Annotated in this window: 23 protein-coding genes; 13 read left to right on the top strand and 10 right to left on the bottom strand. The window is 64.3% G+C overall.

What is annotated here, in order from left to right; genetic code table 11:
* Positions 1-222: 222 nt before the first annotated feature.
* From P9254_RS13890 to P9254_RS13870, 5 genes are all read right to left on the bottom strand, one after another.
* Positions 223-1224: a LacI family DNA-binding transcriptional regulator gene (locus P9254_RS13890; RefSeq protein WP_278055199.1), complete on the bottom strand. Its 1002-nt coding sequence runs from the start codon at positions 1222-1224 to the stop codon at positions 223-225.
* 16 nt (positions 1225-1240) lie between these two features.
* Positions 1241-2257, bottom strand: coding sequence for an ABC transporter permease (locus P9254_RS13885; protein ID WP_095825133.1), 1017 nt, complete (start codon positions 2255-2257; stop codon positions 1241-1243).
* Positions 2254-3756, bottom strand: a complete 1503-nt coding sequence (locus tag P9254_RS13880; protein ID WP_278055224.1) for a sugar ABC transporter ATP-binding protein — start codon at positions 3754-3756, stop codon at positions 2254-2256. The genes P9254_RS13885 and P9254_RS13880 overlap by 4 nt, the downstream gene beginning before the upstream one ends.
* Positions 3757-3861: 105 nt before the next feature.
* Positions 3862-4833: a sugar ABC transporter substrate-binding protein gene (locus P9254_RS13875; RefSeq protein ID WP_095776731.1), complete on the bottom strand. Its 972-nt coding sequence runs from the start codon at positions 4831-4833 to the stop codon at positions 3862-3864.
* A 144-nt stretch (positions 4834-4977) separates the two neighbouring features.
* The gene (locus P9254_RS13870; protein ID WP_066991583.1) at positions 4978-6069 is read right to left on the bottom strand and encodes a GlxA family transcriptional regulator; all 1092 of its coding nucleotides are present in this window, start codon (positions 6067-6069) and stop codon (positions 4978-4980) included.
* Positions 6070-6261: 192 nt separating this feature from the next.
* Between P9254_RS13870 and P9254_RS13865 the strand changes: the two genes are divergently transcribed.
* From P9254_RS13865 to P9254_RS13855, 3 genes are all read left to right on the top strand, one after another.
* Positions 6262-7338, top strand: a complete 1077-nt coding sequence (locus tag P9254_RS13865) for a class I SAM-dependent methyltransferase (protein WP_095825130.1) — start codon at positions 6262-6264, stop codon at positions 7336-7338.
* 112 nt (positions 7339-7450) lie between these two features.
* Positions 7451-7894 (top strand): carboxymuconolactone decarboxylase family protein, encoded by a 444-nt coding sequence (locus P9254_RS13860; RefSeq protein WP_095776734.1) that lies wholly within the window; start codon positions 7451-7453, stop codon positions 7892-7894.
* Between the two features lie 70 nt (positions 7895-7964).
* Positions 7965-8198, top strand: a complete 234-nt coding sequence (locus tag P9254_RS13855; RefSeq protein WP_164746687.1) for a hypothetical protein — start codon at positions 7965-7967, stop codon at positions 8196-8198.
* A 100-nt stretch (positions 8199-8298) separates the two neighbouring features.
* On the opposite strand, the gene P9254_RS13850 is transcribed toward P9254_RS13855, so the two are convergent.
* Both P9254_RS13850 and P9254_RS13845 read right to left on the bottom strand, forming a co-directional pair.
* Complete coding sequence (locus tag P9254_RS13850; protein WP_095825128.1) at positions 8299-9318, bottom strand: LLM class flavin-dependent oxidoreductase; 1020 nt, start codon at positions 9316-9318, stop codon at positions 8299-8301.
* Between the two features lie 168 nt (positions 9319-9486).
* A complete protein-coding gene (locus tag P9254_RS13845; protein WP_278055197.1) occupies positions 9487-10980 on the bottom strand; it encodes an aldehyde dehydrogenase family protein in 1494 nt (497 codons plus the stop codon).
* Positions 10981-11184: 204 nt separating this feature from the next.
* Between P9254_RS13845 and P9254_RS13840 the strand changes: the two genes are divergently transcribed.
* Together P9254_RS13840 and P9254_RS13835 are read left to right on the top strand one after the other, a co-directional pair.
* Positions 11185-11946: a COG4280 domain-containing protein gene (locus P9254_RS13840; RefSeq protein WP_278055196.1), complete on the top strand. Its 762-nt coding sequence runs from the start codon at positions 11185-11187 to the stop codon at positions 11944-11946.
* A 90-nt stretch (positions 11947-12036) separates the two neighbouring features.
* Positions 12037-12255, top strand: coding sequence for a hypothetical protein (locus P9254_RS13835; protein ID WP_066991559.1), 219 nt, complete (start codon positions 12037-12039; stop codon positions 12253-12255).
* Positions 12256-12298: 43 nt separating this feature from the next.
* On the opposite strand, the gene P9254_RS13830 is transcribed toward P9254_RS13835, so the two are convergent.
* Positions 12299-12484, bottom strand: a complete 186-nt coding sequence (locus tag P9254_RS13830) for a hypothetical protein (RefSeq protein WP_127403648.1) — start codon at positions 12482-12484, stop codon at positions 12299-12301.
* 131 nt (positions 12485-12615) lie between these two features.
* On the bottom strand, positions 12616-13248 hold the full coding sequence (locus P9254_RS13825; RefSeq protein WP_095825125.1) for a methyltransferase family protein: 633 nt from the start codon (positions 13246-13248) through the stop codon (positions 12616-12618).
* Between the two features lie 196 nt (positions 13249-13444).
* Here P9254_RS13825 and P9254_RS13820 point away from each other — a divergent pair, with 196 nt between their 5' ends.
* From P9254_RS13820 to P9254_RS13810, 3 genes are read left to right on the top strand one after another with little or no spacing between them, the layout of a single operon-like run.
* On the top strand, positions 13445-14122 hold the full coding sequence (locus P9254_RS13820; RefSeq protein ID WP_127214473.1) for a winged helix-turn-helix domain-containing protein: 678 nt from the start codon (positions 13445-13447) through the stop codon (positions 14120-14122).
* Between the two features lie 56 nt (positions 14123-14178).
* Entirely contained in the window at positions 14179-14559 is a 381-nt protein-coding gene (locus P9254_RS13815) for a YkvA family protein (RefSeq protein ID WP_278055193.1), read from the top strand.
* Positions 14560-14563: 4 nt separating this feature from the next.
* Positions 14564-15943: a sensor histidine kinase gene (locus P9254_RS13810; protein ID WP_278055191.1), complete on the top strand. Its 1380-nt coding sequence runs from the start codon at positions 14564-14566 to the stop codon at positions 15941-15943.
* A gap of 9 nt (positions 15944-15952) precedes the next feature.
* Here the strand turns inward: P9254_RS13810 and P9254_RS13805 are convergent, their stop codons facing one another.
* The gene (locus tag P9254_RS13805) at positions 15953-16819 is read right to left on the bottom strand and encodes a helix-turn-helix domain-containing protein (protein WP_278055190.1); all 867 of its coding nucleotides are present in this window, start codon (positions 16817-16819) and stop codon (positions 15953-15955) included.
* Positions 16820-16925: 106 nt separating this feature from the next.
* Between P9254_RS13805 and P9254_RS13800 the strand changes: the two genes are divergently transcribed.
* The 5 genes from P9254_RS13800 (at position 16926) to P9254_RS13780 (ending at position 23336) form a co-directional block, all read left to right on the top strand.
* Positions 16926-18194 (top strand): ABC transporter substrate-binding protein, encoded by a 1269-nt coding sequence (locus P9254_RS13800; protein ID WP_278055189.1) that lies wholly within the window; start codon positions 16926-16928, stop codon positions 18192-18194.
* Positions 18195-18461: 267 nt separating this feature from the next.
* Positions 18462-19322 carry a carbohydrate ABC transporter permease gene (locus tag P9254_RS13795; protein ID WP_067323545.1) on the top strand — a complete coding sequence of 287 codons (861 nt, stop codon included), beginning with the start codon at positions 18462-18464 and terminating at the stop codon, positions 19320-19322.
* Positions 19319-20155 (top strand): carbohydrate ABC transporter permease, encoded by an 837-nt coding sequence (locus P9254_RS13790; RefSeq protein ID WP_278055187.1) that lies wholly within the window; start codon positions 19319-19321, stop codon positions 20153-20155. The genes P9254_RS13795 and P9254_RS13790 overlap by 4 nt, the downstream gene beginning before the upstream one ends.
* 12 nt (positions 20156-20167) lie before the next feature.
* Complete coding sequence (locus P9254_RS13785) at positions 20168-21253, top strand: ABC transporter ATP-binding protein (RefSeq protein WP_127214483.1); 1086 nt, start codon at positions 20168-20170, stop codon at positions 21251-21253.
* A 55-nt stretch (positions 21254-21308) separates the two neighbouring features.
* Entirely contained in the window at positions 21309-23336 is a 2028-nt protein-coding gene (locus tag P9254_RS13780; RefSeq protein WP_278055185.1) for an aldo/keto reductase, read from the top strand.
* The last annotated feature ends 52 nt before the right edge of the window (positions 23337-23388 follow it).

The raw sequence follows: 23388 nt of genomic DNA, 5'->3' as shown, positions 1-23388 counted from the left end.
GCCAGCAAGATGCGCAGGGCCAACTGGAGCAAAGACTTCTTCTATGAACTCTTTACTCATATGCGATAGCCCTGCCCTTGCGGGGGAGATGGCCGGCAGGCCAGAGGGGGTCGCCTCGCGTGGAGCGCCAACCTCCATCTGCCGCAGCAGGCCGAGTCCAGTCGGACCGACCCCCTCTGTCGCCTTCGGCGACATCTCCCCCTCAAGAGGGGAGATTACACGCTACTTCTGCAAAGCCGCGCAGCTTTCCCTCTCCACCAGCACTGGCGCCAGCACCTCGCGGCGCGACGGCGCCTCCGGCTCGCCGACGCGCTCGAGCAGCAGGCTCACCGCCCGCGTTCCGATCTTTTCGACCGGCTGCGCGATCGTCGTTAGCGGCGGCCATGTGGTGACCGCATAGGGGATGTCGTCGAAACCGATCAGCGACATGTCGTCGGGCACCTGCAAGCCGCGCGTGCGCAGCGCGGTGATGGCGCCCATGGCCATCAAATCGTTGCAGGCGAACACCGCCGTGATCTCCGGCGCCTGCGTCATCAGCCGCTCCATCGCCAGGCGTCCGCCGGCGAAATGATAGTCGGAATCGACCACCGACGAAGCAGGCAGGTCAATACCTGCCTCCGCGAGTGCCCGGGTAAAACCGCGCAGGCGGGCCGGGCTGGAGCTCGAATCGCGCGGACCGCCGATGACGCCGATTTTGCTGTGGCCGAGCCCGACCAGATGGCGCCCGGCGAGATAGCCGCCGTGATCGTGGTCGACCAGCACGGAATCGACATGGACAGAATGGATCTCGCGGTCGAGCAGCACCGCCGGCAGGGCGGCGGACAGGTGCGAGAACACCCGCGCATGGTCTGACGAACCGGCGAAGATCAGCCCGTCGATCTGCTTTGCCATCAACACCGACAGATAGCGCTCTTCCTTCTCGGCGCTGCCATCCGAGTTGCACAGGATCACCGTATAGCCGGCCACGAAGCCGGCATCCTCGATCTGGCGCGCCACGCTGGCGAAGAACGGGTTGGAATTGTCCGGGAGCAGCAGGCCGATGGTCTTGGTCTCCCCGCGCCTCAGGCTCCGCGCCAGCGAGTTCGGGCTGTAGCGCAGGGCGGTGATCGCCGCGCGCACGCGCTCGGCCGTCTCGGGCTCGACATGACGCGTGCGGTTCATCACATGCGAGACCGTTGCGACGGACACCCCCGCATAGCGCGCGACATCGGCAATTGTGGTCATGGTTCCCTCTGACCCTCTAGCGGATCCTCCGCAACAGCCTCTCCCGATAAGCGTCTAGGATGACGGCGAGCACGATGACAAGGCCAATCACGATCGGTTTGAAATTGTCGCCGACGCCGAGCAGCTGCAGCCCGGTGCTGAGCACCTGCAGGATGCAGGCGCCGACCAGCGTGCCGATGATCGAGCCCTTGCCGCCGCTGAGGCTGGTGCCGCCGATAATGACGGCGGCGATTGCATTGAGCTCGTAGCCGACGCCGGCGATCGGGCTGCCGATGTTCAAGCGCAGCAGATAGACCATGGCCGCTATGCCGGCCGTCAGGCCGCTGATGGTGAAGGCCGCGACCTTGTAGAAATCCGGATTGTGGCCGGAGAGGCGCACCGCCTCGTCATTGGTGCCGACGGCGAAGATCATGCGGCCGAACACGGTGAAGCGCAGCACGAACCAGCCGGCCGCGATCACCAGCACCGCGACCAGGAAGATCGACGGCAGGAAGCCGCCGATGATCAGATTGCCGAAATCGACGAAACTCTGCGGCAGGCCGGTGATGGTCGAATTGTCGCTGACCACGCGAGCGGCGCCCGCCGCCATGTTGAGCATGCCGAGCGTGACGATGAAGGAAGGGATCTTCCAGCGCGTCGAGATCCAGCCGTTGAGGAAGCCGCAGGCAGCACCGGTCGCCATGCAGGCGAGCAGCGCCAAAGTGATCGCGACGGCCGGCGACAGGCTTTCGTCAATCATGACGGTGGCGCCGACCACGGTGCAGAGCGCCAGCACCGAGCCGACCGAAAGGTCGATGCCGCCGGTGAGAATGACGAAGGTCATGCCGGCGGCGAGCACGGTGTTTATGGCGATCTGCACGAAGATCTTCAGCGCGTTGCCGGGCGTGGCGAAGTAAGGCGCTGTGAGCGAGAAGAACAGCGTGATCAGCACCAGCGCCAGAAGCACGCCGGCGTCGCGGATCAGGACGCGCAGGAACTTCGCCTTGCCGGGAGAAACAGGCGCCGACACGAGGGTTTCGGACGTCTCGCTCATGGTCGCACATACTCCTGGTAGGCGAGCGACAGGATGCGCTCCTGGTCGAATTCGGCTCGCGGCACCTCGCCGACGATCTTGTTCTTGGAAAAGACGATGATGCGATGGCACATGCCCATCAGCTCGGGCAGGTCGGAAGACACCATGATGATGCCTTTTTGAGCCGCCGCCAGCATCCACAGAAGCTGGTAGATCTCGCGCCGCGCGCCGATGTCGACGCCGCGCGTCGGCTCGTCGAGGATCAGCGTCGAGGTGCCGCGGAACAGCCACTTGGCCAGTACCACCTTCTGCTGGTTGCCGCCCGAGAGGTTGCGCACCGCCTGCTCGATCGAGCTTGCCTTGACGCGCAGCTGGCCGATGAGATCGTTCGCTGCCGCGGCTTCGGCCCGGCGGTTGACCAGCCCGTGGCGCGACACCTTGCCGAGATCGGTGATGGTGATGTTCTTGTCCACGGCCAGATCGAGCAGCAGGCCCTGGCCTTTGCGATCCTCGGTAAGCAGGCTGAGCCCATGCCGCACGGCATCCTTGGGCGCCGTGATCGCCACCGGCTTGCCGTCGATCTCGACGACGCCGTCGAGCCTCGGATCGGCGCCGAACAGGGCCCGCATGGCTTCGGTCCGGCCGCTGCCGACCAGACCGGCCACGCCCAAGATCTCGCCGTGGCGGACGTTGAAGGAAATTTCGGGCGTCACGGCGCTGCGCTTCAGATTGGTGACGCTGAGCGCCGCCTTGCCCGGCACGATCGAGGCGTCGAAGCCGAATTCGTCGGCGATGTCGCGGCCGATCATCATGCGCACGACATCCGGCACGCTGAGGCCGTGGAGGTCGCGGGTCGCGACCAGCCTGCCGTTGCGCAGGATGGTCACCCGGTCGCCGATCTCGAACACCTCGTGCAGCCGGTGCGAGATGTAGATGATGGTGACGCCCCTGGCCTTCAGCCGCTTGATGATGGAGAACAGCCGCCCGATCTCCGGCGGCGTCAGCGTCGCCGTCGGCTCGTCGAGCACCAGAAGCTTGCTGTCGTAGCTCAGCGCCTTGGCGATCTCGACCAGCTGCATCTGCGCGACGCCAAGCGCTTCGACCCGCGTCCTCGGATCGACATCGAGCCCGACCTCCTTGAGCAGCGCGACGGCGCGCCGGTTGAGCGCCTTGCGGTCGACGATGCCGAAGGCGCGGCGCGGCAGGTTTTCCAGCATCAGGTTCTCGGCGATGCTGAGATAGGGCAGAAGGTTCAGCTCCTGATGCACGATGCGGATGCCGCTTAGCTGCGCATCATGCGGCGTCTTCGGCTGATAGGGCTGGCCGTTGAAGGCGATCGTGCCGCTGTCCGGCTGGTAAATGCCGGCCAAGAGCTTGATCAGCGTCGATTTGCCGGCGCCGTTCTCGCCGAGGACGATATGCGTCTCGCCGCGCGCGATCGACAGCGAGACGTCGCTCAGCGCGACCACGCCGGGAAAGATCTTTCCTACCCCTTCAAGGGAAAGAACCACATCGTCCATGCAGCAATCCTGAATGGCGCTCATCGCCGCCGGCTGCTTGCCGGCGGCGATGATGAGACAAGCCAATGGATGGCGCCAGAGGGAGTCCCGGCGCCTGTGCTCGCCTCAGGCGGTGATCAGCTTGACGTCGGTCTTGACCCAGCCCGAGAACTTCTCGCCGGCAAGCTCGCGCAGGCCGTAGTCGATGCCCATGGCCGCCATCTGCGCGCCATACTGCTCGACCGTGGCGAGCATCTTGCCTTCCTTGAGCAGCGGGCCGACGGCCGGAATGTTGTCGAAGCCGACCACCTTGATCTGACCCGACTTGCCGGCCGCGTCGATCGCCTTGACCACGCCGAGCGCCATCGAGTCGTTTGCCGCCATCACGCCCTGGATGTCCGGGTGCTGCGTCAGGAAGTTGGTCATCAGCGTGTTGGCTTCCTCGGTCTCCCAATGCGCGGTCTTGGAATCGAGCAGGTCGAGGCCGTGCTCCTTCACCGAATCGTCGAAACCGAGCTTGCGCTGCTTGGCGTTGTCGGCTTCCGGATTGCCTTCGAGGATGACGACCTTGCCACCCTTGCCCAGCGCCTTGCCGAGCGCGTCGCCGGCGAGCTTGGCGCCGGCTCGGTTGTCCGGCCCGAAGAAGGCAAGGTCGATGCCGGCCTTCTTCTTGGCCTCATCGTCGAGCGCGACGTCGATGTTGATGACCTTGATGCCGGCCTTCAGCGCCTTGGCGATCGGCGTGACCATCGCCTTCGAATCGGCCGGCGCCACGACGATGATGTTGTAGTTCTGGGTGATGAAGTTCTCGATCGCATCGACTTGCGCGGCGAAATCGCGCTCGTCCTTCATGCCGACGGCGGCGAAATCGAACTTGTCCTTGTTCTTGGCCGCATAGTCCTCCGCGCCGGCCTGCATCTGCTTGAAGAACTCGTTGGCCAAAGACTTCATGACCAGGCCTACCTTCGGCTTGTCGGCCGCAAACGCCGGACCGAACGGCAGCGCAAGCGCGCCGGCCGCCAGCGCGCTTGTCTTGAGGAACCGACGACGCGAGAACGATCCCAGGTCGAGCCCGCGGGTATTTGAAACCTTGCTCATACTTTCCTCCTCCTGAATGGGCGTAATCGGTTACGTAACCGATTACGCAAAAAACTACTGCTTGTCTTCGTCGGATGTCAACACGCTCGCGGAGGAAGCGTACCCGAGCGGCCTGCCGGGCGGATATCGCAGCGTCGGCCCGGCTTAGGTCTGCCGCTGGCTATTTCCCAGCCGGAGTTCGACGCTCTCGTCGGGCAAATGCCTTTGCGCATAGGCGGGGATCTTGAACCGCTTGCGGTATGCGCCGGGCGCCAGCCCCGTCACACGTTTGAACAAGCGACGGAAGAACGCAGGCTCTTCGTACCCGACCTGCCAGCTGACGTCGTCGATTGACGCGTCGGTGCGCTCCAGTCGGCGCTTGGCGTCCTCGATCCTCAAGCGCTGTACATAGGCGATCGGGCTCAGGCCGGTCGCACTCGTGAAACGGCGTTTGAAGGTGCGCTCCGTGAGCTGGGCGCAGCGGATCATCTCTTCTATGGGATTGGCGACCGAAAATCGGGTGGCGATCAAGTCCTGCGCCGCCTGAACGGCAAGATCGCCATGATCCTTGCGACCCTCAAAGATGATGTAGGGCGCAAGACCGTCCTGATGCCACTGCAGCGCGAATGAGCGCGCCACGGCCTGGGCTGCGGTCGCGCCGGCGTGTCGGGCGATCAGGTACAACACCAGATCATGCCAGGTCATGGAAGCACCCGAGGAGATGAGCTCCTCTCGCTTGCCCGACACCACCAGCACACGATCCGGGTGGATAGGCACTTGTGGAAACGTCCGGCCGAAGTCGCCGGCGTAGCCATAATGCACGGTCGCGTCCACGCCATCGAACAGACCGGTTTCGGCAAGCAGGAAGATGCCTGAGCACGCCGAGCACAAGAGCGCGCCGCGGCCATGCATGGCGCGGAACCACTCGATCAGTTCCGGATGCAGGTCCTTTCGCCAGCCGTTCGGCCCAAGCAGGATCGAAGGAACAATGACGATGTCGGTCATATCCACCTCCGCCACACTTCGCTGAACCATGACCGGCACGCGGCTGGCCAGTTCCAGAGCGCCCGTTTCTAGGCCGACGATCTCAATCTCGAAGGGCGGAGCCTGGCGCGGCTCGCTGCCCGGCAGCGGCATTATTTTGAAGGCATTCATCACGTCGAAGATGCCCGACAACGTGGACACCACGGCCTCTGGAATGGCCACCAGACTCACGTGAAGCGGCTCGGATGCGGCAGTGGTGAAGTGACGATGCATGTCGGCTAATCCATGTCGCAGGTGCCGCAACCATAGCGCCCGGCGCGCGCGGCCGCCAGTTTCTCTCCTGACGACGGGCCAGTGGCACAAATGGCCCGATTCTGGAGAGTCGCGCTCTCCCGTTTCTTCCCTGTTCCTGCGATTCAGCCGCTGCCTCGGGATTGCCCGAGCGCTTGGACAGGAGACTTGGACATGGAGCATACCCACAACCATAAGATCGATCCGGCAAAACTCGATGCGCTCGTCGCGCGAGCGATCGGTGATATTTCGGCCGGCTACGGCGGAGTCATGATCAGCCTCGGCCACCGTCTCGGTCTTTACAAGGCCATGGCGGGCCTCGGACCCCTCAGTGCCCGCGCGCTCGCGGGGCGGGCCGGCTGTGCCGAACGTTACGTACGCGAATGGCTCAATTCCCAAGTGGCGGGCGGCTATATCGTCTACCACCCGGTCAGCGACACCTACGAGTTGACACCCGAACAGGAAGTCGTGCTCGCCGACGAGGACAGCGCCGTCTTCATTCCCAACGCTTGGGCGGTGCCCGCTTCGATGTGGGCCGACGAAGAGAAGGCCGTAGAGGCTTTCCGCACCGGCAAGGGCATCGCCTGGGGAGATCATGACGGACGCCTGGCCTGCGGCGTGGCCGCCTTTTACCGGAACGGCTACAAGGCCAGTCTCGTGAGCGAATGGCTGCCATCCCTGGAGGGCGTCGTCGAGAAGCTCAGGACTGGTGCGCTTGTCGCCGACATCGGGTGCGGTCACGGCCATTCGACGGCGCTCATGGCAAAGGCCTTTCCGGCTTCCCGCTTCCATGGCTTCGACAATCACGAAGACTCGCTGGTGGAGGCCCGTCGCGGCGCCGCCAAGCAGAGCTTGGAAGGGCGCGTGGCGTTCGAAAAGGCGCGGGCCGACGACTACCCGGGCAGCGGCTACGATCTGATCTGCTTCTTTGATGCTCTGCATGACATGGGCGATCCTGTCGCCGCGGCAGTGCATGCATCAAAGGCGCTGGCGCCGGACGGGACGGTGATGCTGGTCGAGCCTTTCGCCAATGACCGGGTCGAGGACAACATCTCGCCGGTGGCGAGAATGTATTACGCGGCCTCCACCACCATCTGCTGCGCCCACGCTATTTCGGACGGCGGCCGCCTCGTGCTGGGCGCCCAGGCCGGCGAGGCACGGCTGGCGGAAGTGTTCCGCAAGGCCGGGTTCACCCGTTTCCGTCGTGCCTTCGAGACGCCGTTCAACTTGGTCCTCGAGGCCCGGCTCTGACCTTCGAAAGCTAACACCGGTCGGTCGCAGCGGACGACTTCCGGCCTCGCGGCGCAAAGGGGGCGCGGGGCGGGCGGCAATCCCTTCGATCCCAACAAACAGGAGACTGATCATGAAAAACATTCTCACAGGCATAGGCTTCGCCATCGCTACCGTACTTGCCGCACCGCTCGCCGTTGCGCAGGAACTGCCGGCGGCCGAGCAGACCTACAAGGAAATCGAGGCGACGCTCGGCATCGTGCCGAGCCATATCAAGGCCTATCCAAAGTCGGCAGTCGCCGGCGCTTGGGCGATGTTCAAGGGTCTCGAGCTTCAACCCAAGAACAACGCTCTCGAACCGAAGGTAAAGTCGCTCATCAACGTCGCGGTGGCGGCGCAGATTCCGTGCCGTTACTGCATCTGGCTGGAAACCAAGATGGCCAAGGACCGCGGCGCCACCGACGAGGAGGTCGCCGAAGCCGTGGCCCATGCCGGCTACGTCCGGCACTGGAGCGCCGTGCTGAATGGCCTGCAGATCGACTTCGAAACCTTCAAGACCGAATTTGGCGGCGACTGACGGCAGGCGGTGCCCGGCGTTTCAACCGGGCACCGCCCCTTCCTGCACGCCCCACCACATGGGAACTCTCATGGAACTGCTCATCAACGCGGCGAACATTCTTTACGTGATTGCCTACTTCACAATGGACATGCTGCGCCTGCGAATGCTCACCCTGACGGCGGCAACCTGCCTGGCAGTATACTTCTACTGCCAGCCCGTCCCGATGTTGAACGTCGTGGCATGGAACGTCTTCTTCATCGGCCTGAACGTGGTCCACATCACCCGGATCGTGCGCGAGCGGTACACTGGCGCAGCGAGCTGATTGCCGGTGGCAGTGCCTCAAAGCATCGGGTGCGCCGATTCGATCATGGCCCCGAAATCGAGTTTGGTCTCGCCTCGCGGCCGTCGAATCGCTCGATTGATCACCGCCAGCCGAGTGCCGGCGCGACGTGCTTCAGGATCGCCTCGATGACATGGGCGTTGTAGTCGACGCCGAGCTGGTTGGGCACGGTGAGAAGCAGCGTGTCGGCCTCGGCGATCGCCTCGTCTTGCCTGAGCTGCTCAACCAGCAGATCCGGCTCGGCGGCGTAGGTACGGCCGAAAACGGCGCGCTTTTCCGGCTCGATATAGCCAAAATGATCCTCGCCCTCGCTGCCGCCGAAATAGGCGCGGTCCATGTCGTTGACCAAGGCGAAGATGCTGCGGCTCACCGACACGCGCGGCTCGCGCGCATGGCCGGCTTCCTTCCAGGCTGCGCGGAAGGCTCTTATCTGCTCAGCCTGCTGGATGTGCAGCGGCTGGCCGCCCTCGTCGAATTTCAGCGTCGAGCTCTGCAGGTTCATGCCGAGCTTGGCCGCCCATTCGGCGGTGGCGTTGGTGGCCGCGCCCCACCAGATGCGTTCGCGCAGGCCGGCCGAGAACGGCTCGAGCCTGAGCAGCCCAGGGGGATTGGGAAACATCGGCCGCGGATTGGGCTGGGCGAAGCCTTCGCCGCGCAACAGATCGAGGAGGATCTCGGCGTGGCGGCGCGCCATGTCGGCATCGGTCTTGCCCTCTTCCGGCACGTAGCCGAAATAGCGCCAGCCATCGATCACCTGCTCGGGCGAGCCGCGGCTGATACCGAGCTGCAGCCGGCCGCCGGCGATGAGGTCGGCCGCACCCGCATCTTCGGCCATGTAGAGCGGGTTCTCGTAGCGCATGTCGATGACGGCGGTGCCGAGCTCGATGCGCTTGGTCTTCGCGCCGGCCGCGGCAAGCAGCGGAAACGGCGAGGCGAGCTGGCGGGCGAAATGGTGGACGCGGAAATAGGCGCCGTCGGCGCCGAGCTCCTCGGCCGCGACTGCAAGGTCGATCGACTGCAGCAACGCGTCGGCGCCCGAGCGCGTGCCCGATTGCGGGGCGGGCGACCAGTGCCCGAACGACAGAAATCCGATCTTCTTCATGCGCTCCGTTCCGCGTCAGAGCGACCCGCTGAACCGCTCGTGTTCTTGTGTTGCTCCAGCGCAATACCAGGAAAACGTGCGACGGCGTTCCGCCGCGGAATTGCGCAATGCAACGCAAATAGTTGAAGCCGTGCGGCTATTCAACGAAACGCGACCGGATACAGACCGTCAATCGATCCGGATCCAGACGCCCTTGGTGTTGAGATATTCGTCGAGATGCTCGGCGCCGCCCTCGCGGCCGTAACCGCTCATCTTGTAGCCGCCGAACGGCACGGCCGGGTCGATCGCGTGATAGGTGTTGACCCAGACCGAGCCGGCGCGCAGCCGGTTGGCGAGCTGGTGCGCCTTGCCGACATCCTTGGTGAACACGCCGGCGCCGAGACCGTAGGGCGTGTCGTTGCCGCGCCGCACCGCTTCGTCCAGCGTGTCGAAGGGCAGCGCCGAGATGATCGGCCCGAAGATTTCCTCGCGCGCGATGCGCATGCCGTCGGTGACGCCGGAAAACACTCCGGGCGTCATGAAATTGCCTGCGGCCAGCGCGCCCTTGGTGATGCGCTCACCACCTGTCACCAGCCGCGCGCCCTCGCGCGCGCCGTCCGCGATGAAGCCCGTCACGCGCTCGAGCTGTCTTGGCGAGATCAGCGGTCCGATCTCGGTCTCGGGGTCGGCGCCGTCGCCGATCCGCAGCTTTGCCGCGAAGGCCGCGACGCGTTCGACGAATTCGTCATAGATCGGCCGCTCGACGAAGAGCCTGGAGCCGGCGATGCAGACCTGGCCGGAATTCGCGAAGACCGACATGGCCGCCACCGGCACGGCGCGCTCGATGTCGGCATCGGCGAGCACGATCACCGGCGATTTGCCGCCCAGCTCCAGCGACACACGCTTCATGTTGGCGGCCGAGGCGCGCAGAATCGCCTGGCCGGTGGCGGTCGAGCCGGTGAAGACCACCTTGTCGACATGCATATGCGCCGCGAGCGGCGCACCGGCTTCCGCGCCCGTGCCGGTCACGACGTTGACGACGCCCGGCGGCACGCCGGCCTCCTGCATCAGGTCGGCAATCAGGAGCGGCGTCAGCGGTGCCTCTTCCGACGGTTTCAGCACGATGGTGCAGCCGGTGGCCAGGGCTGGGCCGATCTTCCAGATCGAGGCGGCGGTGGGCGCATTCCACGGAATGATCGCGCCGACCACGCCGACCGGCTCCTTGCGCGTGTAGGAGACGATCTCGCCGGGCAGCGAATTGCCGATCGTCTGGCCGTGGATCGACGTCGCCATGCCGGCATAGAAGCGCAGCATGCCGAGCACGCGGTTCTTGTTGGCCAAAGTGCGGGTGATCGGCATGCCCATGTCGGTGGTGTCGGAAAGCGCCAACTCTTCCCAATGCCGCTCCATGAGATCGGCGATCTTCAAAAGCAGCAGCTGGCGCTCATATGGCTTGAAGCGGCCCCACGGTCCCTCGAAGGCGCGCCGCGCGGCGGCCACCGCCAGTTCGACGTCCTTGGAATCCGCAAGCGGCACGGTGCCCAGCACCGCGCCCGTGGCGGGGTTGCGCGTCTCGAATGTCCGGCCGCTCACGGCATCGCGCCACTCACCGTCGATCATCATCTGCCGGTGCCGGCCGTCGATCGGCGTGCGCAGGGGAAGGTCTCTCACCGATAACGTCATCTGAAGCCGCTTCCTCTGATGAGCATGGCCTTATGCCACCGGCCTGCGCACGGGCGCAAGTTCGCCGCCGCGGTCGAGAATGTGCAGCCGGCGACGGCTGATTCATCCATCCGCCATACTTTGTGCGTCATCGCCTGTTGAACAAGGCTGAACCGGCCCCGCCTTCCGAAAAGGGCGGCGAAACACGGACCTCGGTAGCCATTCATGCATGAACTGACGCCCGTTCTCTCCACCGTGGCCGCTTCGTTCCTGGCGTCCTTTGTCGAGGTGGTCGAAGCCTTCACCATCGTGCTGGCCGTCGGCGTGACGCGCGGCTGGCGGCCGGCGCTGACAGGCGCCGTCTCGGCGCTCGCCGTGCTGGCGGCGCTGGTGCTGGCTTTCGGACCGCTGCTGCAGCTGATCCCGATTGCACTCCTGCAATTCGCGGTCGGCGTGCTTCTTATCCTGTTCGGCATGCGCTGGCTGCGCAAGGCGATCCTGCGCAGCGCCGGCATCATTGCGCTCCGCGACGAAGAGGCAGCCTTTTCCAGGGAAACCGACGCGCTGACCCGCCACGCCAACGACCGTCGCGCCGGCTATCTTGCCGGCGTGGCGGCCTTCAAGGCGGTGCTGCTCGAAGGGGTCGAGGTGGTGTTCATCGTTATTGCGGTCGGGACCGCGCATGGCCAGACGCTCTATGCCGGTCTCGGAGCGCTGGCCGCATTCGTGCTTGTGATGCTGATCGGCCTCGCCATGCACCGGCCGCTGGCGCGGGTGCCGGAAAATGCGCTCAAATTCGTGGTCGGCCTGATGCTGACCAGTTTCGGCGTGTTCTGGACAGGCGAAGGCCTCGGCGCCGAATGGCCGGGTGAGGATTTTGCGCTGCTTGCCATCTTCGTCGTCATCGCCGCGGCATCCTTCGCCATGGTGCGCTGGCTGCACAACGCCCACGTGGCTGCTGCCAAAGCAATTCCAGGAAAAGTGTGAAACGGTTTTCCGTCCGGAATTGCGGTCAAAAAGAAACAGAGCGGCTTGCCGTTTCCGTGAAATGGTGAACCGCTCGAAGGGAATTGCCCGATGAAAATCGTCCGCCTCGTCCTGAAGGAGCTCGTCGGCATGTTCGTCGACGACGGCAGCCTTGCGCTTCTGGCACTGCTTCTGATCGCTTTGGTCGCCGGCGCCGTGAAGCTTCTGGCGCTGCCGCCGCTCCTCGGCGCTGTCCTGATCCTGATCGGCTGCCTGGCGATCCTTTTGGAAAGCACGAGGCGCGGCGCGCGCGGCGGAGGCAAAGGCTAAGCCGGCCTGATGGGTGGCGCGGGCCAATTCGACGCGACGCGCTTTAGGCTCGGAGGGCGCGACTTTTCTTGCCGATCGCGCGTTTGACGAAAAGCTCGGCGTGCTCGGCCCACCGGATTTCCGTGACGTTGTTCTCGCGAACCGATCGCTTGAAAGCTTCCCGCAACGCGTCGAGTTCAAACACCGACAACCGTCCGAGCGTATCGTGTTTCGATGTGCGAATGTCCATCACGCAGCCCAACAGCCCAAGTCATAAAGAGGTATATGCTTCGCCAGCTCGGACTCAAGGCATTGCCCCTGACTTCTTTTGGGTGCAATCGCCGGGCTTTTTAGCTCGGGCAGCGAAACGCCCAATCGCAATCAGTAGATTGTGAACAAGGTCGGCAGCATGCCGATCATACGAAAATGCTCGACCGCCTCGATAAGCGGAAAGAAGGCCAGAAAATATAGACCGTCCCGGAACGTGCTTTTCAGCGCGCTGGTGGAAAAGACCCAGTGGTCCTCGTCGCGGTAGAGCATCGGATTCGGCCAGAAACGCGGCGTCCGCTCGGCATAGGCCGTGTAGGCGGCGCCGAACTTGCCGGACAGGAACTCGGCCTCCCGGCCGGCGGTGAACCGGAAGACGAGGAAGCTTGCAAGCCCAAGCATCGCCGCGGCCAGCACCGATCCGAACATCAGCCCGATACCCACCGCTCCGATGATCGAGAAGAAATAGAGCGGATTGCGGCTCATCGAGAACGGACCGGAGACGACCAGCTCGTCGTTCTTCCTGCCGCCGACATAAAGAATGCTCCACAGCCGGCCGAGAAAGCAGACGAGCACGAAGCCGAAGCCGGCCGTCTCCATCAGCTCGTGTCCGCTCGAGCCCTCGCTGAGGAACGGCTTGGCAAACAGCAGCAAGACGATGGCCGTCACTGCGGCGACCTGGACGACGATCAGACGCTTGTGCTGGTCGAAGGCCTTTGGCGCTGACTTGAGCGATGTGTAAGCCATTCGATTTGAGTCACTCCGGCCGGGCCAGCGCTCCCCTAACCTTTCTCGCGCCCGGCGGCGAGGTCTTCCCATTATTTTCGATCATTCTTACGAATTTGTAAGGACCCGGACAGGCCTGCGTAAGTCCGGCTTGTGGGAATGGGGCCTCGCCGATGCTACCGTGCCGCTTGAACTCGACACCGGACGATAGGCCAAGATGCGACTGCTGCTGGTTGAGGATGACCCAAGGACTGCCGACTACGTCGTCAGGGGACTGAGCGAGGCCGGGCACGCCTGCGATCTCCTGCGCAATGGCCACGAAGCGCTCGCGGCGGCAACCCGGAATGCCTATGACGTCATCGTGGCCGACCGTATGGTCCCCGGTCTCGACGGCCTGTCGATGATCAAGGCGGTGCGAGCGGCGGGCATCAAGACGCCGGCGATATTCCTGACCTCGATCGGCGGCGTCGACGACCGGGTGGAGGGGCTGGAGGCCGGCGGCGACGACTATCTGGTCAAGCCCTTCGCCTTTTCCGAACTGCTTGCCCGCATCAACGCGCTCGGCCGGAGGCCGGCGGCGCAGGAGCAGAAGACCAGCCTTCGCGTCGCCGACCTCGAAATGGACCTGATCATGCGGCGCGTGACCAGGCAGGGCCAGACCATCGACCTGCAGCCCCGGGAGTTCAGCCTGCTCGAAGTGCTGATGCGCGGCGAGGGCCGGGTGATTACCCGCACCATGCTTCTGGAGCGCGTCTGGGACTTCCATTTCGACCCCAAGACCAGCGTCGTCGAGACCCATATCAGCCGGCTCAGGGCCAAGGTCGACAGGCCGTTCGACGTGCCGCTCATCCATACCGTGCGCAACACCGGCTACAGCCTGCACGCGCAGGGTTGACGATCCATGCCCGATCGCATCTCGCGCCTCCCGCCGGCTGTCCGTATATAAGCGACATGGCAATGCTGGACTCCGCAAGGCAATGGGCGCTTCGCATGAAGCGCGACGTCGTGGCGCTCTGGCTTGCCGCCCGCGATCCACGCGTCCCCTGGTACGCGAAGGTCGTGGCCGGCGCGGTCGCGGCCTATGCGCTGAGCCCTGTCGACCTCATTCCGGATTTCATTCCGATCATCGGCTATCTGGACGATCTTGTGATCGTTCCGCTCGGCATCCTGCTTGCGGTAAAGCTGGTTCCGGCCGGGCTCATGCGGGAATTCCGCGACACCGCCACGCGCAGCACCCGGCCGGTCAGCCTGACCGGTCTGATCTTCATGATTGCCGTCTGGATCGTGGCGGCCCTGGCCCTGCTATGGCTGGTCTGGCCGAGCCCCGCCTGAAACGATGAAGGAAGCACGCCCCAGCCTGCTGCGCAGCACGCCGTTCCGCCTGGCACTGACCTTTGCCTTCCTTTTCGTGCTCGCCTTCATCCTGTCCGGCGCGGTCGTCTATCAGCTGATGAGCGCCGATCTGGCGAGGCGGCTCGATAAGTCCATCAAGGAGACCTATTCGGTCGTTGCCCTGACCTATGCCGCCAACGACAAGGAGGATCTTGTCGCCTCGGTCAACAACAACGCCGACCTCAGCCCCGACAAGGACCAGCTTTTCTCGCTGACCGACCCCGCCGGCAACCGTCTGGCAGGCAATTTCACCGCCTCCGGCCTGCCCGACGGTTTCTCGATGTTCGCCGCCAGATTGCCGGGCGTGCCGCCCGACACGATGTACCGCGCCTATACCGGCGAGGTCGGCGGCAACAATCTGACGGTTGCCTTCTCGCTTGCCGAGACGGACGAGTTGAAGACCATCGTGCTGATGAGCTTCGGCTGGGGCACGCTGTTTATCACCGGGCTCGCCATTGCCGGCGGCGCCCTGCTCGCCTCGCGCGTCCAGCGGCGGCTCGACGGCATTGCCGCCACCATGGTCGACGTCTCGCACGGACGGCTCGACGCGCGCATCCCGTTGACCGGCAATGGCGACGACATCGACGCCGTGTCCACCCAGGTGAACGCAGCCCTCGACCGCTTGTCGGGCCTGGTCGACGGCATGCGGGAGGTGAGCGCCAACATCGCGCACGACCTGAAGACGCCGCTCAACCGCCTGCAGATGATCCTGGAGCAGGCTGCCGACAAGACCGCCTCCGGCGAGACCGTTTCAGCCGAGCTGGCCGATGCGCGCAGCGAAAGCCGGCAGATCAACGACACCTTCGATGCGCTGCTGCGCATCGCTCAGATCGAGGCCGGCGCGCGCAAGGCCCGCTTTGTCGATCTCGACGTCGGCAGTGTCGTCGACACCATCGGCGAGGTCTATGCCGACGTCGCCGAGGATGACGGAAAATCGTTGTCGACGACGCTCGTTCCGGACACCAAATGGTACGTCCACGGGGACCGCGACCTGCTGATGCAGATGCTCGCCAACCTGGTCGAGAACGCGCTCAGGCACTGTCCCCCCGGCACAGCGATCGAGCTGTCGGTGACAAGGCAGGGCGAGCGTGTCCTCGTCCATGTCCGCGACGATGGGCCCGGCATTCCGGCCGGCGAGCGCGAAAAGGTCTTTCAGCGGCTTTACCGGCTGGATTCCAGCCGCACGACGCCGGGCAGCGGCCTCGGCCTAAGCCTCGTCAAGGCGGTCGCGGACCTGCATGGCGCGTCGATCACGCTGGAGGACAACCATCCAGGGCTTGCCGTCATCGTCGACTTCCCCGCGGTGAGGGAGCCGGCCGCGTGACGGCGGGCTTCAGCGCACGCCCGCCCTGCGAAAATCGGAGGGCGACATGCCGGCAAGCTTGCGGAACGACTTGTTGAAGGCGCTGAGCGAGCCGAAGCCCGAGTCCATGGCAACCTTCAGCACATTGGCGCCCTCATGCATCAAAAGCGCCTGGGCATAGCTCAGCCGCAGCAGATTGACATATTCGTTGAGCGTCATGCCGGTCGATTTCTTGAACAGGCTCATGGCGTATTTCGGATGGATGTCGGCCGCCGCCGCGATGTTCACGCAGTCGATGTCGTAGAGGAAATTCTCGGCGATAAAATCGCACATGCGCCCGACATTGCGCGAGGACTGCTGGTCGAAGGCGCTGCCGGCGCCGTGGCCGGACGCGGTTGCCGGCACCAGCCGGTACGGCTCGAAGCGCACCCGCTCCAACCGCAAGAGCAGCTCGTTGACGGCGTGTTCGGCCTTGGCCGCATCGCCCGAGCGCGCATACTCGTTCCAGCGCTTGAAATTGTCGTTGTCGGACTGGTCGGTGGCATTCGTCACCAGCGTCGCGCCCGTCATCAGCCGATGCCGGACATCGGCCGGCAGATGCAGCCTGAAGAAATGCACCAGCGGCAGATGCGCGCCGGCATAAATGGCGTCATCGGTGAGATCATCCATCTGGTGCGGCAACCCGCCCCAGAACAGGCACATGTCGCCGGCAGAGAGCGCGATCTCATGCTCCGCCATGCGGTAGTGCACGCTGCCGCGCACGATGAAGTTGACCTCGACCTGGGCGTGCCAATGCGGCTTCAGCATCACCAACGGCTGGTTGTGGAACATCTGCAAGGCCAGCGGCAGGCCTTCGACGCTGCTCGCGCCTGGCTGGTAGAACGGACGCTGAGGCATCTTACTTTCCGCCAATTTCTTATTCCCTTTGTCGGGGACAAGCCTTCCGCGCCGCATAATCTAGCCAGGCTCACGGTGAGAGAGCAAACGAAATGGGAGGATTTCAATGCGCACCACACTGACCTGCGCCGCGCTTTTGCTTGCCCTGGGCTCCGGCCCCGCTTTGGCGCAATCCGGCGAACTCACGATCTGGAGCTGGAACATCGCCGCTTCGTCGCTGAAGGCCACCGTCGCGGGCTTCAACAAGAAGTACCCCGACATCAAGGTCACCGTTCAGGACCTCGGCAACCAGCCGACCTATGACAAGTCGATCGCCGGCTGCGCCGCCGGTGGTGTCGGCCTGCCCGACATCGTCTCGATCGAGAACGGCGAGGCCGAGAACTATTGGAGCCAGTTCCCGGACTGCTTCGTCGACCTGCACACGCTGGGCTACAGCGCGGAAGACCAGAAGAAATTCCCCGATTTCAAGCGCACCGAGCTCGAGGTCGGCGACAAGGCCTATGCGATGCCCTGGGATTCCGGCCCGGTCGCCGTCTTCTACCGCCGCGACTTCTACGAGAAGGCCGGTGTCGACCCCGCATCGATCAAGACCTGGGATGATTTCATCGCCGCCGGCAAGAAGATCCAGGCCGCCAACCCCGGCGTCATAATGACCAACGCCGACTTCAACGGCGATACCGAATTCTTCCGCATGATCTCCAACGAGCAGGGCTGCGCCTATTTCGCCGAGGACGGCCAGTCGATCACGGTCAACCAGCCGAAATGCGTCGACGCCATGACCAAGGTCAAGGAAATGAAGGACGCCGGCATCGTTTCTTCCGCCGACTGGTCGACCAAGATCACCAACAACACCGCCGGCACGGTCGCCACCCAGGTCTATGGCGGCTGGTATGAGGGCACGATTCGAACCGAATCGCCGAAGGAAAGCGGCAAATGGGGCGTCTACCTGATGCCGAGCCTGACCGCCGACGGCCCGCGCGCCGCCAATCTCGGCGGCTCCTCTTTGGCCATCACCTCGGCCAGCAAGAACAAGGAAGCGGCCTACGCCTATCTGAAATACACGCTGGAGACCAATGAAGGTCAGATCACCATGCTGAAGGATTTCGGCCTGGTGCCGTCGCTGATTTCCGCGCTCGACGATTCTTACGTCGCGCAGGGCCAGCCCTATTGGGGCGGCCAGGCGGTCTGGAAGGATATCCTCGCCACGCTGCCGAAGGTCGTGCCGAGCCGCGGCACGCAGTTCCAGAGCGATGCCGAGATCATCGTGCGGGCCGTGCAGACCAAGTATCTTGCCGGCGGCTATCCCGATGCCAAGGCCGCACTCGACGACGCCGCCAGCCAGATCGCCTCTGCGACGGGCCTGCCGGTCAAGTGAGCGTCGCTTTTCCTTCTCCCCTTGTGGGAGAAGGTGGATTGGCGCGTAGCGCCAAGACGGATGAGGGGTGTTGGACGGATTGCCGTCGTTGCCAAGCTGGAACACCCCTCATCCGGCCGCTTCGCGGCCACCCTCTCCCACAAGGGGAGAAGGCAAGACAGGGCAGCGCCTGCATCGACCATTGGCACTGCTCCAGCAATTCAACACATGATCAACACCGCGCCCGCTAGGAAGGCGCGACCCGAAACTGGAAGGAGGAGGAACACGATGCGCTACCGCAACGCCGCCGCGTATCGCTTCCTCACGCCTTATCTCCTGATCTTCGCCATCTTCTGGATCTGGCCGATCATCAGCTCCTTCCTGATCTCCTTCCAGGCGACCCGCACCGTGCCGTGGCGCTTCGCGCCGACCTTCAACTGGGGCCGCCTGATCGGCGACCCCGCCTTCTTCAACGCGCTGAAGAACACGCTGCTTATCCTCGTCATCCAGGTTCCGGTGATGATCTCGCTGGCGGTCGTGATGGCGGTGCTTTTGAATTCGCCGCTGCTCAAGGCGCGCGGCCTCTACCGCTTTGCGTTCTTCGCCCCGGTCGTGGTCGGCGAGGTCGCCTATTCGGCGGTGTTCCGGCTGATGTTCAGCCTCGATTTCGGCATCGTCAACAAGCTCTTGAACAGCGTCGGCCTGGAGAAGATCGACTGGTTCTCCAACGTCACGCCGGCCATGGCGCTGATCATGATCGCGGTGACCTGGCGCTGGGCCGGCTACAACGCCATCATCATTCTTGCCGGCCTGCAATCCATTCCCGATGACGTCTACGAGGCCGCCACGCTCGACCGCGTCAGCAAGGTGAAGCAGTTCTTTTACATCACCCTGCCGCTGTTGAAGCCGGTCATCGTCTTTTGCGCCGTGCTGTCGATCATCGGCACCATGCAGCTCTTCACCGAACCCTTCCTGATCACCGAACGCGGCGGGCCGGGCGGCGGCACCGAAACTCTTGGCCTCCTGCTTTACCGCCAGGGCTTCCGCTCGCTCAATTTCGGCTATGCCTCGGCCATCGCCTACACCATGGCGGGCCTCGCCATCGCCATCACTTTGGTGCAGCTCTGGCTGACGAGGGAGCCGAAATGACCTCGCGCTCGCAAAGGCGGCTCGGACGCAGCATCCTGCTGCATCTCGTCCTGACGCCGCTGGCGCTGATCTGGCTGTTCCCGCTGTGGATGATGGTGGTGTTCTCCACCATGCCCGACAACGGCATCTTCAGTCCCGGCATCGAGCTTCTGCCGCATGACCGTTTCCTCGACAATTTCAACAATCTGCAGCGCGACACCAATTTCGTCGGCGCGATCGGCATCTCGGTCTCGGTGGCTGTGACCTACACTTTTCTCTCGGTGCTGCTCACCTCGATGGCCGGCTGGGCGCTGGCGCGCTACGACTTCCTCGGCAAGGGCGTGGTGGTGGCGATCATCTTCGGCACCATCACGCTTCCCTACGCCGTGGTGCTGATCCCGCAATTCATCATGGTTGCGCGCGACTTCCAGCTCGCCAACACCTGGATCGCGCTGATCGTGCCGCCGCTGTTCAATTCGCTCGGCGTGCTCTTCATGCGCCAGGCCTTTTCGATGATGCCGGCCGAGCTGTTCGACGCGGTGAGGGTCGAAGGCGTGAAGGAATGGCGCATCTTTCTGTTCGTGGCGCTGCCTTTGGCGCGGCCGATGCTGGCGGCCCTCGCCATCATTCTCTTCCTCGCCTCGTGGAATAACTATCTCTGGCCGCTTTTGATCAACAGCCAGCCCGGCGCGATGACGGCGCCGGTGGCGCTCGGCACCCTGATCGGCCTGACCAAGGTGTCCTGGGGCGGCATCATGGCCGGCGCCGTCATGCTGACCGTGCCGATGCTGATCGTCTTCGTGCTGCTGCAGCGCCATTTCATCGCCGGCATCGCCGCCGGCGCGGTCAAATAGGATAGGAACGAGATGGCGGCCGTCACCCTCACCAATGTCGTCAAGCGTTTCGGCACCTTCGAGGTCGTCCATGGCGCCAATATCGACATTACCGATGGCGAGTTCGTCGTCTTCGTCGGCCCGTCGGGATGCGGCAAGTCCACGCTTCTTCGCATGGTCGCCGGGCTGGAGGACATCAGCGGCGGCGAGATCGCCATCGGCGGCAAGGTGGTCAACGATGTCGAGCCGGCCGACCGCGGCATCGCCATGGTGTTCCAGTCTTACGCGCTCTATCCGCACATGACGGTGGAGCAGAATCTGAGCTTCGGCCTGCGCATGAACGGCAATCCGAAGGCCGACACCGAACGGCGGGTCAAGCGCGCCGCCGAAATTCTTTGCATAGACGAGCTGATGCAGCGTCGGCCGAAGCAATTGTCCGGCGGCCAGCGCCAGCGCGTCGCCATCGGCCGCGCCATCGTGCGCGAGCCGCAGGTCTTCCTGTTCGACGAGCCGCTTTCGAATCTCGACGCCGAGCTGCGGGTGCAGATGCGTGTCGAGATCTCGCGCCTGCACAAGGAGCTCGGCGTCACCATGATCTATGTGACGCACGACCAGACCGAGGCGATGACGCTGGCCGACCGCATCGTCGTGCTCAAGGCCGGCAATGTCGAGCAGATCGGCGCCCCGCTCGACCTTTACGACGATCCGGCCAACCGTTTCGTCGCCGGTTTCATCGGTTCCCCGAAGATGAATTTCATCGCGGCGAAGGTCGTCGATTTGTCCAACAGCGCCGCGACCGTCGAGCTCGTCAATCATGGCGGCGCCAGGCTGCGCAAGCCGCTCTGCGGCCCCTTGCCGGCGCCCGGCGCGGAAGTCGTGCTCGGCGTCAGGCCGGAGCATTTCTTCGAGGCCGGCGAGGGCGACTGCGACATTCCGGTGAAGGCCGACGTCGCCGAGCATCTGGGCTCGGTCAGCTATGTTTACGCCGATGCCGGGCCGGAGGAGCTGATCATCGAGCGCGAGGCCAGGCGCCAGCGCGCCGGCAGCGACCACTTCACCGTCTCGATCAAGGCCGAGCGCTCGCTGCTCTTCGACAAGACAGGCGCCAGGATTCGCTGACTTTCCTTTCTGCCCGATCGCGAAGGCGTGGCGGCGACCGCATGGAGAATTCGACATGACATCCGGAAAAATTCGCTGGGGCATTCTCGGACCCGGCAGCATCGCCAAATCCTTTGCCGGCGGCCTGGCACAGTCGCGCACCGGCGAGCTGGTCGCGCTCGGCGCTCGCAATCCCGGCAAGCCGGGCCTTGCCGAGACGTTTCCGGGCGCGCGCATCCTTGGCGGCTATGACGCGCTGCTTGCCGACGAGGACGTCGATGCGGTCTATATTTCGATCCCGCATCCAGGCCATGCCGAATGGGCGATCAAGGCGGCAGAGGCCGGCAAGCATGTGCTGTGCGAAAAGCCGCTGGCGCTCACCGCCTTCGAGGCCGACGCCATGATGCATGCGGCGCGAAAAGCGGGCACCTTCCTGGGCGAAGCTTTCATGTACCGGCTGCATCCGCAGACGCTGCAGCTGGTCGAGCTGATCAAATCGGGCGCCATCGGCGAGGTCCGCATGATCAAGTCGAGCTTCGGCTTCGCTATGCCGGGCTTCATGCCGGAGCACCGGCTCTACGCCAACGAGCTGGCCGGCGGCGGCATCCTGGACGTCGGCGGCTACCCGGTCTCGATGGCGCGGCTGATTGCCGGCGCCGCGGCGGGAAAGCCTTTCCTCGAGCCGGACAAGGTCGTCGGTGCGGGCCATCTCGGCCAGTCCGGCGTCGATGAATGGGCCTCGGCGCTGCTCCATTTCCCCGGCGGCATCGTCGCCGAGGTCTCGTGCAGCATCTCGCTTAACCAGGACAATGTCCTGCGCATTTTCGGCACCAACGGCCAAATCGAGGTGCCGGACTTCTGGTTCGCCGGTGGCAACCGCGATGTCGGACCGGGCCGGATCGAGGTGATCCGGTCCGGCGGCACGCGCGAGGTGATCAGTGTCAACGAGACCCGCCACCTCTATTCCTTCGAGGTTGACGCCGCCGGCGAGGCGATCCTGGCCGGCCGCCAGGAATTCGCCTGGCCGGGCATGGGCTGGACCGACAGCCTGGGCACGTTGCGCGTTCTCGACAAATGGCGCGCCGCCGTCGGGCTGGAATACGAGATCGAAAGGCCGGCTAAGCGCGTCAACACCATCTCCGGCCGGCCGCTCGGCGCCAACGGCACAGCCATCGGCAAACGCGCGATTCCGGGCCTGCCGAAGCCCGTCTCGCGCCTGGCGCTCGGCTTCGAGGATTTCCGCACCTTCTCCTCGGGCTCGATCCTGCTCGACGCTTATTTCGAAGCCGGCGGCAACCTGTTCGACACCGGCTTCGTCTATGGCGCCGGCTACACCGAGACGCTGCTTGGGCAATGGCTGAGCAATCGCGGCGTGCGCCAGCAGTCGGTCATCATCGCCAAGGGCGCGCACACGCCGCTCTGCTATCCCGATGTGATCGGCAAGCAGCTCGCCCAGACGCTCGACCGGCTGCAGACCGACCATGTGGACATTTATTTCATGCATCGCGACAATCCGGACGTGCCGGTCGGCGAGTTCGTCGATGCCATGGACCGCGAGGTCAAGGCCGGCCGCATCCGCGGCCTGTTCGGCGGCTCCAACTGGACGATGGAGCGTATGGACGCGGCGATCGCCTATGCCGAACGCACCGGCAAGCAGAAGCCCGGCGCGCTTTCCAACAATTTTTCGCTGGCCGAGATGCTGGAGCCGATATGGGCCGGCTGCATCACCTCTTCCACCGACGATTGGAAAGCTTGGCTGACGACGCGGCAGATGCCCAACTTCGCCTGGTCGAGCCAGGGCCGCGGCTTCTTCACCGACCGCGCTGGCCGCGACCGCACCGACAATGAAGAGCTGGTGCGGGTCTGGTATTCGGAAAAGAACTTCGGCCGCCGCGACCGCGCCATCGAACTTGCAAGCAGGCTCGGCAAAAGCCCGATCCATGTCGCGCTCGCCTATGTCCTGGCGCAGTCCTTTCCGTCCGTTCCGCTGATCGGTCCGCGCACGCTGGACGAGCTGGAGGACAGCCTCAAGGCGCTGGATATTGCCCTGTCGCAGGACGATCTGGAGTGGCTCGACAACGGGCCGGAGAGACGGAGGGCGTAGCGCCAATCTCCCCCCTCGAGGGGGAGATGGCCGCAAAGCGGCCAGAGGGGGT

The organism is Mesorhizobium sp. WSM4983 (assembly GCF_029625765.1).
Taxonomy (GTDB): domain Bacteria; phylum Pseudomonadota; class Alphaproteobacteria; order Rhizobiales; family Rhizobiaceae; genus Mesorhizobium.
The sequence above is the reverse complement of the archived record's forward strand: the minus strand, read 5'-3'. Positions and strand labels throughout refer to the sequence as shown.

Coding starts and splice junctions, on each gene's coding strand:
- P9254_RS13810 (WP_278055191.1), top strand. CDS start 14,564: ATGAAGGAAGCACGCCCCAGCCTGCTGCGCAGCACGCCGTTCCGCCTG.
- P9254_RS13830 (WP_127403648.1), bottom strand. CDS start 12,484: ATGGACATTCGCACATCGAAACACGATACGCTCGGACGGTTGTCGGTG.
- P9254_RS13865 (WP_095825130.1), top strand. CDS start 6,262: ATGGAGCATACCCACAACCATAAGATCGATCCGGCAAAACTCGATGCG.
- P9254_RS13870 (WP_066991583.1), bottom strand. CDS start 6,069: ATGCATCGTCACTTCACCACTGCCGCATCCGAGCCGCTTCACGTGAGT.
- P9254_RS13790 (WP_278055187.1), top strand. CDS start 19,319: ATGACCTCGCGCTCGCAAAGGCGGCTCGGACGCAGCATCCTGCTGCAT.
- P9254_RS13885 (WP_095825133.1), bottom strand. CDS start 2,257: ATGAGCGAGACGTCCGAAACCCTCGTGTCGGCGCCTGTTTCTCCCGGC.
- P9254_RS13845 (WP_278055197.1), bottom strand. CDS start 10,980: ATGACGTTATCGGTGAGAGACCTTCCCCTGCGCACGCCGATCGACGGC.
- P9254_RS13820 (WP_127214473.1), top strand. CDS start 13,445: ATGCGACTGCTGCTGGTTGAGGATGACCCAAGGACTGCCGACTACGTC.
- P9254_RS13825 (WP_095825125.1), bottom strand. CDS start 13,248: ATGGCTTACACATCGCTCAAGTCAGCGCCAAAGGCCTTCGACCAGCAC.
- P9254_RS13860 (WP_095776734.1), top strand. CDS start 7,451: ATGAAAAACATTCTCACAGGCATAGGCTTCGCCATCGCTACCGTACTT.
- P9254_RS13785 (WP_127214483.1), top strand. CDS start 20,168: ATGGCGGCCGTCACCCTCACCAATGTCGTCAAGCGTTTCGGCACCTTC.
- P9254_RS13835 (WP_066991559.1), top strand. CDS start 12,037: ATGAAAATCGTCCGCCTCGTCCTGAAGGAGCTCGTCGGCATGTTCGTC.
- P9254_RS13805 (WP_278055190.1), bottom strand. CDS start 16,819: ATGCCTCAGCGTCCGTTCTACCAGCCAGGCGCGAGCAGCGTCGAAGGC.
- P9254_RS13780 (WP_278055185.1), top strand. CDS start 21,309: ATGACATCCGGAAAAATTCGCTGGGGCATTCTCGGACCCGGCAGCATC.
- P9254_RS13800 (WP_278055189.1), top strand. CDS start 16,926: ATGCGCACCACACTGACCTGCGCCGCGCTTTTGCTTGCCCTGGGCTCC.
- P9254_RS13855 (WP_164746687.1), top strand. CDS start 7,965: ATGGAACTGCTCATCAACGCGGCGAACATTCTTTACGTGATTGCCTAC.
- P9254_RS13880 (WP_278055224.1), bottom strand. CDS start 3,756: ATGGACGATGTGGTTCTTTCCCTTGAAGGGGTAGGAAAGATCTTTCCC.
- P9254_RS13815 (WP_278055193.1), top strand. CDS start 14,179: ATGGCAATGCTGGACTCCGCAAGGCAATGGGCGCTTCGCATGAAGCGC.
- P9254_RS13850 (WP_095825128.1), bottom strand. CDS start 9,318: ATGAAGAAGATCGGATTTCTGTCGTTCGGGCACTGGTCGCCCGCCCCG.
- P9254_RS13875 (WP_095776731.1), bottom strand. CDS start 4,833: ATGAGCAAGGTTTCAAATACCCGCGGGCTCGACCTGGGATCGTTCTCG.
- P9254_RS13795 (WP_067323545.1), top strand. CDS start 18,462: ATGCGCTACCGCAACGCCGCCGCGTATCGCTTCCTCACGCCTTATCTC.
- P9254_RS13890 (WP_278055199.1), bottom strand. CDS start 1,224: ATGACCACAATTGCCGATGTCGCGCGCTATGCGGGGGTGTCCGTCGCA.
- P9254_RS13840 (WP_278055196.1), top strand. CDS start 11,185: ATGCATGAACTGACGCCCGTTCTCTCCACCGTGGCCGCTTCGTTCCTG.